The sequence below is a fragment of the Mesorhizobium sp. M7A.F.Ca.CA.001.08.2.1 genome (assembly GCF_003998455.1).
Lineage (GTDB): Bacteria > Pseudomonadota > Alphaproteobacteria > Rhizobiales > Rhizobiaceae > Mesorhizobium > Mesorhizobium ciceri.
The window spans coordinates 1-12,473 of the sequence record NZ_RZPW01000093.1; the positions used below are offsets into that span (position 1 = coordinate 1).

A 12,473-nucleotide genomic window follows, 5' to 3' on the forward strand; every position below is an offset into this window, starting at 1 on the left:
CAGGCATCAGGTCGAGCACCGGCAGCATGACGCGGTAGACCTTCGGCTTGTGCGCTGCCCAGATGCCGAGCGGCACGCCGATGGCCATGGCCATGGCAGCGGCCGCGACGACCAGCACCAGCGTCTGCACCGTCTGCTTCCAAAGGTTCTGGTTGATGATGAAGATCAGGCCGAGAAAGACGCCGATGGCAAGTGGCCGCGAGCGTTGCAGCAGCCAGGCGACAACGGCGATGACCAGCGCCAGCAGCACCGGCGGCACCATCAAGAGGATGCCGACCAGCCCATCCAGCAGGAAATTGAGGCCATTCGAAAAGGCCCTGAACACAGTGTCGAAATTGTCGGTGAGGAAACCGAAGAAGGCCTTTCCCCAGGCGCCGATCGGAATCTTGTGATCGACCATGAATTTCGAAATCGGATCCATATCGCCCCTCTCGTGCAGGAGACCGCCCTGCCCCTCGGCCTCGGCCGTCGTCATCTTGTCACAGGATATGAAAAAGGGCAGCCTTTTCTAAGATGGCTGCCCTTCCTGGTTCGGCTTTGCCGAATTCAGTCGGCTCAGCTTCCGAGCGCGGTCTTGATGGCGGCGGCAGCGTCACCGCCGTCGAAGGTAGTCACGCCGGCTATCCACGGGGCAACGGCATCCGGGTGCTTCTTCAGCCAGTCGGTTGCAACCGTATTGGCGTCGCCGCCCTTGAGGATCGCGTCCATCATCTCGCCTTCCATGTCCAGGTTGAACTTCAGGTTGGCGATGAACTTGCCGGCGTTCGGGCATTCGGTGGTGTAGCCCTTGCGCACATTGGTGTAGACGGTGGCGGCGCCGAAGCCGCTGTCGCCCATGCCGTCGAGATAGGTGATCTTCATGGCGCCCATCACCGGATGCGGCGTCCAGCCGAGGAAGGCGATCCATTCATTGTTCTTCATCGACTGCTCGGCCTGCGTCAGCATGCCGGCTTCCGAGGATTCGACCAGCTCGAAGCCTTCGAGATTGTCCTTCGGGTTCTTGATCATGTCGAGGATGATGCGGTTGCCGTCATTGCCGGCCTCGATGCCATAGATCTTGCCGTTGAACTTGTCCTTGAACTTGCCGATATCGGTCAGCGATTTGACGCCGGCGTCGGCGACATAGGTCGGCACGACGATGCCGTAGCCGGCGCCGGTCAGGTTGGTGCTGATCGTCTCGACCGAACCGTCGGCTGTATAGTCCTTGATGTCGTTGGTCATCGACGGCATCCAGTTGCCGAGGAACACGTCGAGATCCTTGTTCTTCAGCGACGCCATGGTCACCGGCACCGACAGCTGGATCGTTTGCGGCTCATAGCCGAGCGCGGTCAGCAGCACGGAGGCGACGCCGGTCGTCGCCTGGATGTCGGTCCAGCCGACATCGGAAAGGCGCACCGCCTTGCAGCTTGCCGGATCACCGGCGTAGGCAGCGCTGGTTGACAAAAAAGCCGCCAGGCCGAGGCCGGCGACGAAAGAGTTCATACGCGACATAGACAGTCTCCCATTGTGATTCTTTGGCGAAGCGTAGCTACGGTTTCTATGCCCGCCTTGTTTCGTCAGCCAAACACCATTCTGGTGTGGTTTCAAGCATTAAGACAATCACGATCAACGGCGCGGGCTGGCCAATCAGCGACACATCAGGCGCTTTTGTCTGGCCAGCCGGCTTTTTCAGGGGAATGCCGCTCTGGCCCCTCCCCGTGTCAGGCCAAGTCGGCTTAAAAGAGCGGCATGGCCAAGCTTTACTTCCACTACGCGACGATGAACGCCGGCAAGACGACGATGCTCTTGCAGGCCTCTTACAATTACCGCGAGCGCGGCATGGGCACGATGCTGTTCGTCGCCGGCCACTACCGCAAGGGCGATACAGGCCTGATCTCGTCGCGCATAGGCCTGGAGACGGAAGCCGAGATGTTTCGCGACGGCGACGATCTGTTCGCCCGCGTCGCCGATCATCACGCGCATACGTCGGTGCATTGCGTCTTCGTCGACGAGGCGCAGTTCCTCGAGGAAGAGCAGGTCTGGCAGCTCGCCCGCATCGCCGACCGGCTGAACATCCCGGTCATGTGCTACGGCCTGCGCACCGATTTCCAGGGCAAGCTGTTTTCCGGCTCGCGCGCGCTGCTGGCCATCGCCGACGATTTGCGCGAAGTGCGCACCATCTGCCGATGCGGCCGCAAGGCGACGATGGTCGTGCGCCTCGGCCCCGATGGCAAGGTGGCGCGCCAGGGCGAGCAGGTGGCGATCGGCAAGGATGTCTATGTCTCGCTCTGCCGCCGCCACTGGGAGGAAGAGATGGGCCGCGCCGCGCCAGACGACTTCATCGGCTTTATCAAGGGCTGACGGTCGGCGGCCTTGACCCCGGCCCGATGCAGCGTTTCTTAAGGCTTCGGTACTATAACGCAGCCAGCCAGAGCTCCCCGGGGTCAGCCATGCTTCGAGCCGCTTCGTTCGCCAGTATCCTTCTCCTTGCCAGCTCGCTCGTAGCCCATGCCGGCGGTGATCCTGCCCTGGGCAAGAAGGTCTTCAACCGATGCATGGCCTGCCATGACGCAGCCACCGACCGCGACAAGGTCGGTCCGCATCTGTTGGGCGTCGTTGGCCGCACTGCCGGCAGTGCCGAGAGCTTTCTTGGCCACTATTCCGAGGCGATGAAGAGTGCCGGCGCCGCCGGCCTGATCTGGGATGAAGCCAATCTCGCCGAGTATCTCAAGGCCCCAAAGCTGAAGGTGCCGAGCAACAAGATGGCGTTCGGCGGCCTGACCAATGACGACGACATCGCCAATGTCATCGCCTATCTGAAGGCCGATCCCAAGCCCTGATCCGCTGTTCGTCAGCTCTGTAAAACCGGCTTTCCCCTCGCATATCGCGGCCGCGATTGCTTCAGTGATTTGCCGAATACAAAGGCATCCGTGCGCCATCGGCTTGCCGCATGAAAGTTCAATGACAGCTGAACTACGGCTGGCAGGCAAGCTAATCACGCCAGGCCCCCGCCTTCACTGGTTTTCAAGACCCTGATGGATTCTTTTGTTTTCACGCCGCCCTTGTCTTCACGTCTTTCAATCCCCCGATGCCCCACATATATTCGCCGCTGTTCGCGACCAGCGACGTCATGCCGAAGCGGGAGGCCCCAATGGCGACATTGCAGAATTTCGACGCCGAAATTGCCAAGACCAAGCAGGTCGTACAGGACATGCGCTCCAAGATCGAGCAGTCCGGCACCATGCTTGATACGCTCGCCACATCGGACAAGAAGATCGGCGACGCCAATTTCGACCTCGAGAACGCCCGCATCGAGGATGTGCTGAAGCAGCAAAAGGTGATGGAAGGCAACATTGCCGACCTGATCATCGGCCTGGAGGACGCCACCAACGTCTTCGGCTCCGAGTTCGAGAGCATGAAGAACTACACCGGCTGGGAAAAATTCATCGGTATCTTCTCCAGCCAGAGCAAGCAGCGCATGCGCACCGACCGCGTCCGCAACATGTCGCTGGCGGGCAATCTGCAGGAATTGCTGGTCAAATCCGACACCATCGTCGGCATATTGAAGGCGCAGAAAGAGGTCCTCGACCAGCGCTACAAGACCTCGGAAACCAGCCTGTCGCAGGTGATCGAGCGCCGCAAGACCACCATGACCAACCTCGAAGCCGTGCAGAAGCGCATCGAGGAGCTCAACCCGATGCTGCTCGACATCGAAAACAAGATCGCCGCTTCGACCAGCCAGAAGGACCGCACGCAGCTCGAAGGCGAACGCTCCAAGCTGGCGACGGAATACAACGAAAAACAGGCCAAGGAGCAGGAGCTGCTGGCCGAGAGCCAGACGCTCGAGCGCTACACCTCGATGTTCCAGACCTTCGTCGATTCGCTCAACAACCAGATCGCCGCGCAATCGACGCTGATCAACAAGCTGACCATCGATACCGAGCAGCGCATCGTGCTCTACAAGGCGCTGGAAGATTCGCTGAAGACCGCCGCCCAGCAGGACGTCGCCCACAAGATCAACACGCTGGGCAGCCAGGTCGACAACACCGCCGAGGAAACCATGGCCGGCATCGGTGCTGCTTCGCAAAAACACATCGGCGACCTACTCGAGATGCACGAGAAGAACATGGTCGCCACCGCCGACATCCAGCGCCGCAAGAAGCTGGCCGACGATGCCTTTGCCCGCCGCTTCGACGAGGTGCTGAAGAAGCACAATTCGGCAAACTACGTGCAGTCTTAGGGGTGACAGGACTGCCCGCGAGCGCACAGGCATGACCCCCGAAAACGAAGCGGCGGCACGATATTTCTCCGCCATCACGGCCGCGCTGAGCGGCCTTGAAGTGTTCATGCGCGACGATCGCTCGCCGCTTTACCGGCACGGCATCGTCGCCAAGATCGTCGCCGAATACATCGCCCGGCTCGACAAGTCGTTTTCCTGCTGGCGCAACCGGCTGGGCTTCATGGATACGTTCCGCATTTCGCGGGCCGAAAGCGGATTCCCGGTGTTCCAGAACCTGCTCGAACTGGAAAACGACCGCCGCCAGGCCGACGCGCGGCTTGCCAACATCCCGCTCGCCGGCGAATTGCGCGAGGAAATGGCCGACTTCATCCTGCGCCACAAGGAATTCCCCGAGGCGCTGCAGAAGTCGATGGCCGAGCGGCTCTATCTCGAGGACGTGAAGAGCGAGAACACGTTCGGTCCCTTCACGCTGGCGCAAACCGCCAAGGTCTCGGTCAATCCGAAGACGGGACGGCCCTATTATCTCGTCCATTGGGCGACGTTCGACGGCAGCGCCAACCTGCCCCTGGTCTACATGGTGACGGTGGAGGATTCTTCCGACGCGATGATCCGCCAGCTTGTCGACAGAAACGGCAAACTCAACGAGACGGTCGACATTCCGCTGCCGGTCGATGGCCTGCTCAATCCCGAGCTTGCCCATCGTTTCGACGATTTCACCGAGAAGAACTCCGCCTATACGCTGTCGCCGGCGACCATCGCGGTCAACCTCGACAAGGATTTCGAACCGCTGCACCCCAAGCAGCTGCGCCGCGTCGTGCTCGGCCCGTTCTATTCGGTGGGGATTACCGACAACAATTCGACGGTGACCGAGGTTCTGGCCAAGGTGCGCAAACCGGAAAATGCCTGGCTTTTGACCTGGACGATCCAGGAGGTCTATTCCAAGAGCGAGAAACCCGGCCGCAAGGGCCTGTTTTCGAGTGAGAAGACAACGCAGGAATTCTTCATCAACACTGATGATCTGGAAGCCGCGCGTCAGGGCGTGTCGAGCTATGAAAACCATGCGCTGATTCCGCACGAGGCCTATCAGGCACTCTACGCCGCCGGCGAAGCACAGAAGATTTTTGCCGGCTACAAGGTTCATATCCTGTCCAACGGACAGGTCATCTCAGACGTCTGACCGTCACACCACGGAGTACCCTTCATGGATACCGGCCTGACCACCATTCCGGAAGCCGCCATCGAGAAGCACCGCGCCACCGCGCAGAGCTTCATCACCCGCATCGTCGTGCTGGAGGACCCGTCACGGGAGTCCGGCACCGCGCTTGCCGGCACCAACCGCCGCTTCGTCTCGACCGTCTCGGTCGGCTCGGTGCGTCGCACGCGCGAGGTCGAGCTGGCCAAGACCGTCGGCGCCGTTCATCCCGACGACCAGCTGCTGACCATCCCGCAGCACACGCTCCTGTTTCGCGCCCGGCGCGGCACGGCGATCGCGCTGGCCATATCGGACGTCTTTGCCGAAGGCTCCGACCTCGAAAGCCTGCAGGCCAGGAATACCCGCGCGCCGCTCGAAGGCGACGAAGCGGCCACCTTCAAGAAGCTTCTGTCGGCCTCGGCTTACATCTCCGCCTTCAGCCTCGCCTCCTACCTGTTCCAGCTGATCGACAGCGACGGCGAGGCACCCAACGACATCCCCGAGCCGGACTTCCTGTTCGACACGCCGCAGGATGCGGTGAAGTCGATCCTCGCTGGCCTCGACAAGGCGATCTCGGGATCGTCCGATGATGCCGATTTGATGACAAGGGCACGCGCCTTCGCCCGCGTCGCCATCGACGGGCTTCTGGCCCGCAAGGGCCGCTTCGACGGCATCGGCCCGTTCGAGAACGCCCATATCCGCATCGATGCCGACGATTTCACTCTCGATGGTTTCGACGTCGCGCCGGGCAAGCGCTCAAAACCGCTGGTGATGACCTTCAAGAAGCCGGAAGAGGTCGTCGGCAACCACATCGCCAAATACCAGTCGGTCAAGCTCGCCAAGATGCTGATGGCCTATGATTTCGAGCGCGAACTCAATCCGTTCGTCGAGCTCGGCGGCTTCCTGTTCACCTTCATCGGCGACGGCGCCCCCGGCACTGGCAAGACGACGCTGATCCAGATGATCGCCGGCCTCGTCAACGGCTATTGCCAGGTCGCCGGCTATCCCTTCGCCTACGAGAATTTCGGCGTCGACCAGATCTCGTCCTATCAGGGCAAGTCGGGCCAGAACTGCCGCCAGTTCATCAACAATGTCTTGAACCCGCGCGTCATCGGCTTCGGCACCATCGACGACATCGACCAGGTGGCGGCGCGCCGCTCCGACGACCGCGCCTCGGCCGGCCAGCAGGAAATAACAGGCGTCTTGATGGACGCCTTCGCCGGCGCCGCCACCGTGGTGCGCGGCAACTGCTCGTTCGGCATGTTCTCCAACTACCCCGAAAATGTCGACGACGCGCTGCGTCAGCGCGCCGGCGCCCGCTGGCTGGTCGACGGGCCGCAGAGCCGCGACGACTACATCGATATTTTTGTCCTGCTGGCGGGGAAAAACCACAAGATCCCGCTCGGCGACCACGATCTCTACGCCGCGCAGGAAATCCAGCGCGCCGTGACCGAAGCCTATGAGGAGCACGAGAAGCCGCAGGAAGATGGGCTGATGAAGGTCTACGAGCGCTACATGAAGGAGAACGGCGCGCCGAAATCGATGGCCGATATCGGCACCTATCTGCACCTGATCAAGGATGCCGAGCCCCGCTTCACCGGTCGCGCCATCAAGAATGTCACCGACGCCATCAAGATGCGCGCCATGGACATCGAGCTTCCCGACGATTGGTTCGAGAAGCCGGAAGTCTTCATGCACAAGGGCTACGACGAGAAGAAAGCGATGATCGAGGAACTGCGCGGGCCGTTCTCGATGGACATGGTCATGCAGGAGATCAACCGCTACGCCGACTCGGAGTTCCGCTATTCCGACAAGTCCGACGACTCCGCCGTGGAAAAACTGCTGCGCGACGCCCGCCTGCGCGAACGGGCTGCGCGCGAGATGGAGGAGATGAAGAAGAAGGGGCTATGGAATGCGTGAGCTGCGCCGGCCTTCCCTTCACCCCTTGTGGGAGAAGGCAAGATGAGCCCCGCCAAAAAACCCGATCTCCTGCGCGACAATGAGCTGATCTATGGCCGGCTGCTGACGGTCGACGAGCCGCATCTGATCCAGCGCTACAACAAGGCGCTCGCCGCATTCGGCTTGAAGCCGACCAAGCTGAAGACCTTCCAGATCGATCGCACCGGCTTTTCGCCCGAAGTGGCCGAGGAATGCGACGACTACGACTATCTCGATCCCAACGAGGTCAACCGCCGTTTCATCATCCTGACGCCGTCGCAGATCGACCTGCCGGTGGTGCACACCGCCTTCTCCAACACCTCGCAGCTGATGTTCGAGTTCATGTCCAAGAACCAGCGCGCCATCGATGCGCTGACGATCAAGGATGTCATCTACGGCGAGATCGAGGATTCCGTTCCCAAGGTCAACGATATCGAGGACCTGCTGTCGATCAGCCAGGTCGAGTTCAAGGTGCTGTCGGCTGAGGATGTGCTGGGCAAGGCCGCCGAGCTCGGCAAGCTCGTCGACCGGTTGAAGCAGGAGCCCGACGCCTGGCGCGACAGCGCCATGCTGAACCGCATGGTCGAGCTCGCCAAGATCTGCGGCGACATCCGCGAGAACGCGCTGGTGCCCGACCAGGTGATCTTCCGCCACAACGCCTACTGGACCAGCCATTTCGGTGGCCTTTACGTCTTCGTCGACCCGGATGTGACGACGGTGATCAGCGATCCTGCGGCGCCAGGCTTCCGCCGTTCGCGGCCGTGGCAGGTCAGCTATCTCTCCATTAACGACGCCGACAAGGTGTTCAAGTTCCTCGCCACCACCGGCCGCATCGAGTTGCCGCGCGCCTCCTGGGTCGAGGCCTCGGGCTACCTCGAGCACCGCGCCGAGATGGTGGTGCGCGCGCTGATCCGCGATGCCGAGCCGAACCGCAACTTGACCAATGTCGACAAGGTCTGGCTGCAGACCTGGATCCAGAGCCATGCCGACCTGATCACCAGGGACGGCAATTTCCCTTTCCTCAACGCCGCCAAGCGCGAGATCGCCCAGCTCGGCCACCTGAAGATCGAGGATGTCTTCCCGCAGCAGCGCTTCCTGGTGATCCGCGCCAAGCCTGACCATCCTGACGCCTGGCTGACCAACCGGCTGATCTCGGATTTCGTGCCGTCGGACTTCGTCTCGCGCTACATCTTCAACAAGGACGGCTTCTACAAGGACTATGGCGGCTTCAGCGACGCCTGGCGATCGCATGTTGTGGACGTTCTCAAAACCACATATTTGAAGGACAAGGTGGCGTTTCGCACGCGCCTCTACGACCTGACTGACTAGAACGAAATGAACCGTTATTTCGTTCTAACTTCTTGTTTTGGCGCATAATGTTATCCAAAAAGTCTGCAACTTTTTGGCATCATGCTTGAGGGGGGTGACACAGCCATGCTCGATCCGATCGTGAACTTCTTCACCCGCATTTTCCAGTGGATCGGCCGCGGTATCGGGCTTTTGATCGGCGTCATCCTTTGGCCGTTCCTGTGGGCCGGACGCTGGTACACGCAACGCGGCTGGATCCTCAAGGCGGCGGTCGGCCTTGCTCTGCTGGTGCTGATCGGCCTCTATGCCAATTTCTTCTACGCCACCCAGTGGTGGAACAATTTCAACCCGAACTATCCAGACACCTACACGTTCGAGAAGCGCAATGTCTCCGCTGGCGAACAGGTCTCCGCCGGCGCCGGCACCGACACGGCCAAGACCTGCGGCAACTCCGGCATTGCCCAGATCGCCGCCGACCTGACCGACTTCAACGTCAACCAGAATGCCTGGATCTCGTCGATGATCCTCTACAAGCTCGGCCTGTTCGGCATCGACTGGGACAACACGCCGTGGATGGACAACAAGGCCTCCTTCCAGCGCGGCATCAACCAGGCGGTGCGGCGCACGGCGACCGAACTCGCCGACAATCTCGGCCGCGTCCGCACCACCTCGCAGATCGACAGCGATCTGCAGAATGCCCGCGGCAACCTGCAGTTCGACGAGGAGACCTGGTATTTCGGCCTGAACCCGTTCGGCCCCAAGACACCGACGCCGAGCTACTATCGCGACGCCGTGCGCATGCTGCGTTCCTTCAACGCTCGCCTTGCCACCTGCCAGGCGACATTCGACGCCCGCGCCGACAATCTGAAACAGTATATCGACCGCATCTCGTCCGACATCGGCTCGACCTCGGCGATCCTCAAGGAACGCGCCGAGAACCACAACAATGGCTGGTTCGACTTCCGCGCCGACGACCGCTACTGGTTCGCCTATGGCCAGCTCTATGGCTATTACGGCCTGATGAAGGGCGCCCAGGCCGACTTCGAGGACGTCATCAAGGAAAAGCATCTGCAGAACCTGTGGGACACGATGGACTCGCAGTTCGTTTCGGCGCTGAAGATCCAGCCTTTCATCATCGCCAATGGCCGCGAGGATGGCTGGCTGTTGCCGACGCATCTGACGACGATGGGCTTCTATGTGCTCAGGGTGCGCTCCAACATGGTCGAAATCAGCAACGTTCTGACGCAGTAGCGCTGTTCCATTAGGGACCAGGCGATGGTGAATTTGCGCCGTCGCCTCTGTCGCATTCCGTGCATTGTGCGGCTGTTTTGAGACGGCGGAACGACGCGTCCTCTGGCTTCTATACGGCGCGGCAACGGAGCCAGGAAGAACCGACGACAGGTCGGCCGGTCCGCAGAAGAATTTTCTCAAGAGGAAACATAGTTGCATACAAGTTGACGCCGCGGCAGCGACAGGGTTAGAACATGCCCGCGCCCGGTTCCAACCTGCTTGCCAGTAAGACCAAACCCGTCCCCTCCACCGTCCAATCCAGAGGAAAGCCGTCATGGCCGAAGTGAAGTCCGACATCGAGATCGCGCGCGGCGCCAGGAAAAAGCAGATCCAGGAGATCGGCCAGAAGATCGGCATCCCGACCGAACACCTGCTGCCCTACGGCCACGACAAGGCCAAGATATCAGCCGAATTCATCAAATCGGTGAAGGGCAACAAGGACGGCAAGCTGATCCTCGTAACCGCCATCAACCCGACGCCGGCCGGCGAAGGCAAGACCACGACCACGGTTGGTCTCGGCGACGGCCTGAACCGCATCGGCAAGAAGGCGATCGTCTGCATCCGCGAGGCTTCGCTCGGCCCGAACTTCGGCGTCAAGGGCGGTGCCGCCGGCGGCGGCTATGCGCAGGTCGTGCCGATGGAGGACATGAACCTCCACTTCACCGGCGACTTCCACGCCATCACCACCGCACACAACCTGCTTTCGGCGCTGATCGACAACCACATCTACTGGGGCAATGAGCTCGGCATCGACACCCGCCGGGTCGTCTGGCGCCGCGTCATGGACATGAACGACCGCGCGCTGCGCGAGATCATCTGCTCGCTCGGCGGCGTCGCCAACGGCTTCCCGCGCGAGGGCGGTTTCGACATCACCGTCGCCTCGGAAGTCATGGCGATCCTCTGCCTGTCGACCGACCTGAAGGACCTGGAAAAGCGCCTCGGCGATATCATCGTCGCCTATCGCCGCGACAAGTCAGCCGTCTATGCCCGCGACCTCAAGGCCGACGGCGCCATGGCTGTGCTGCTGAAGGACGCCATGCAGCCGAACCTGGTGCAGACGCTGGAGAACAACCCGGCCTTCGTGCATGGCGGGCCGTTCGCCAACATCGCGCATGGCTGCAACTCGGTCGTCGCCACCACGACGGCGCTCAAGCTCGCCGACTATGTCGTCACCGAAGCCGGCTTCGGCGCCGATTTGGGTGCTGAAAAGTTCTTCGACATCAAGTGCCGCAAGGCGGGCCTGAAGCCGGCAGCGGCGGTCATCGTCGCCACCGTGCGCGCCATGAAGATGAATGGCGGCGTCAAGAAGGAAGACCTCGGCACGGAAAACGTCGAAGCGGTGAAGAAGGGCTGCGCCAATCTTGGCCGCCACATCGAGAACATCAGGCAGTTCGGCGTGCCGGCGGTGGTTGCCATCAACCATTTCTATTCCGACACCGACGCCGAGATCCAGGCGATGAAGGACTATGTCGCCTCGATGGGCGAAGAAGCGATCCTGTGCAAGCACTGGGCACACGGCTCGGCCGGGATCGAGGATCTCGCCAACAAGGTGGTGGCACTGGCCGAATCCGGCGCCTCGCAGTTCGCGCCGCTCTATCCCGACGCCATGCCGCTGTTCGAGAAGATCAACACCATCGTCCAGCGCATCTATCGCGGCTCGGAAGCGATCGCCGACAAGTCGGTGCGCGACCAGCTCAAGGCGTGGGAAGACGCCGGCTACGGCCATTTGCCGGTGTGCATGGCCAAGACCCAGTATTCCTTCTCGACCGACCCGAACCTGCGCGGCGCGCCGACCGGCCACACCGTGCCGGTGCGCGAGGTCAGGCTTTCGGCCGGTGCCGGCTTCGTCGTCATCATCTGCGGCGAGGTCATGACCATGCCGGGCCTGCCGAGGGCGCCGTCCTCGGAAAAGATCTTCCTCAATGAGGCCGGCAATATCGAAGGCCTGTTCTAAAATCCTTCAATTCAAACAGAAAGGGCGCCGCAGCGATGCGGCGCCCTTCTGTTTTTTCGGATAGCCCTAAGCTGCGCTGCGCGACAGGGCCCGCTGGTTGGAGCCGAAGATCGTGTCGCGCTCCGGCAGCGCGCCGGTCTGCAGGCACTCCACCCATTCGGCGGTCTTGAGCACGGCGGCGAAGCGCGACTGCAGGATGATCGTGACCACGCGATGGATCTCCTCGGCCGAGGCGTAGCCGGCGCTGTTGGCGTAAGGCACCGAGCCGGTCGCATCCGACAGGAACTCGACGGCAAAGCCCATATGCACGGCGTGGATAATGGTCGACAGGTCACAATTATGCGTCATGTAGCCGACCACCGTAATCGTATCGATGGCATTGGCGCGAAGCCAGTCTTCCAGATCAGTGCCGGTGAAGGCGGAGGGCAGGTTCTTTTCGACATAATGGTCGCGCTTGCGCCTGACGATTTCGGGATGCAGTTCGCCGCCGTGACTGCCCTTGGCGAAGATCGGCGAGGTCTCGGGCGCCATCTGCTTGACGACCACCACCTTGATGCCGGCAGCAGTCGCTG

10 protein-coding genes and 1 pseudogene are annotated in these 12,473 nt (G+C 61.4%); 8 read left to right on the forward strand and 3 right to left on the reverse strand.

Annotation, left to right across the window (positions count from 1 at the left end):
• Positions 1-421, reverse strand: a pseudogene (locus tag EN914_RS08410) (choline ABC transporter permease subunit); the annotation flags it as partial.
• Between the two features lie 134 nt (positions 422-555).
• Positions 556-1,491 carry a choline ABC transporter substrate-binding protein gene (locus EN914_RS08415; protein ID WP_013529956.1) on the reverse strand — a complete coding sequence of 312 codons (936 nt, stop codon included), beginning with the start codon at positions 1,489-1,491 and terminating at the stop codon, positions 556-558.
• Positions 1,492-1,728: 237 nt separating this feature from the next.
• Here EN914_RS08415 and EN914_RS08420 point away from each other — a divergent pair, with 237 nt between their 5' ends.
• The 8 genes from EN914_RS08420 to EN914_RS08455 all read left to right on the forward strand — a co-directional run bounded on the left by EN914_RS08420 (position 1,729) and on the right by EN914_RS08455 (position 11,901).
• Entirely contained in the window at positions 1,729-2,340 is a 612-nt protein-coding gene (locus EN914_RS08420; protein WP_024504537.1) for a thymidine kinase, read from the forward strand.
• Between the two features lie 89 nt (positions 2,341-2,429).
• Positions 2,430-2,819 (forward strand): cytochrome c family protein, encoded by a 390-nt coding sequence (locus EN914_RS08425; protein WP_024504536.1) that lies wholly within the window; start codon positions 2,430-2,432, stop codon positions 2,817-2,819.
• Between the two features lie 311 nt (positions 2,820-3,130).
• Positions 3,131-4,219, forward strand: a complete 1,089-nt coding sequence (locus tag EN914_RS08430; RefSeq protein ID WP_024504535.1) for a hypothetical protein — start codon at positions 3,131-3,133, stop codon at positions 4,217-4,219.
• 31 nt (positions 4,220-4,250) lie between these two features.
• On the forward strand, positions 4,251-5,396 hold the full coding sequence (locus EN914_RS08435) for a hypothetical protein (RefSeq protein ID WP_013529952.1): 1,146 nt from the start codon (positions 4,251-4,253) through the stop codon (positions 5,394-5,396).
• Between the two features lie 24 nt (positions 5,397-5,420).
• The gene (locus tag EN914_RS08440; protein ID WP_024504534.1) at positions 5,421-7,331 is read left to right on the forward strand and encodes an ATP-binding protein; all 1,911 of its coding nucleotides are present in this window, start codon (positions 5,421-5,423) and stop codon (positions 7,329-7,331) included.
• A 42-nt stretch (positions 7,332-7,373) separates the two neighbouring features.
• Positions 7,374-8,678, forward strand: coding sequence for a DUF6638 family protein (locus tag EN914_RS08445; RefSeq protein WP_024504533.1), 1,305 nt, complete (start codon positions 7,374-7,376; stop codon positions 8,676-8,678).
• 105 nt (positions 8,679-8,783) lie between these two features.
• On the forward strand, positions 8,784-9,908 hold the full coding sequence (locus tag EN914_RS08450) for a DUF2333 family protein (protein ID WP_013529949.1): 1,125 nt from the start codon (positions 8,784-8,786) through the stop codon (positions 9,906-9,908).
• Positions 9,909-10,221: 313 nt separating this feature from the next.
• Positions 10,222-11,901: a formate--tetrahydrofolate ligase gene (locus EN914_RS08455; RefSeq protein ID WP_024504532.1), complete on the forward strand. Its 1,680-nt coding sequence runs from the start codon at positions 10,222-10,224 to the stop codon at positions 11,899-11,901.
• A 66-nt stretch (positions 11,902-11,967) separates the two neighbouring features.
• On the opposite strand, the gene EN914_RS08460 is transcribed toward EN914_RS08455, so the two are convergent.
• Positions 11,968-12,473: cysteine hydrolase family protein (locus EN914_RS08460; protein ID WP_164778687.1), on the reverse strand; the 506-nt coding region annotated here is incomplete at its 5' end.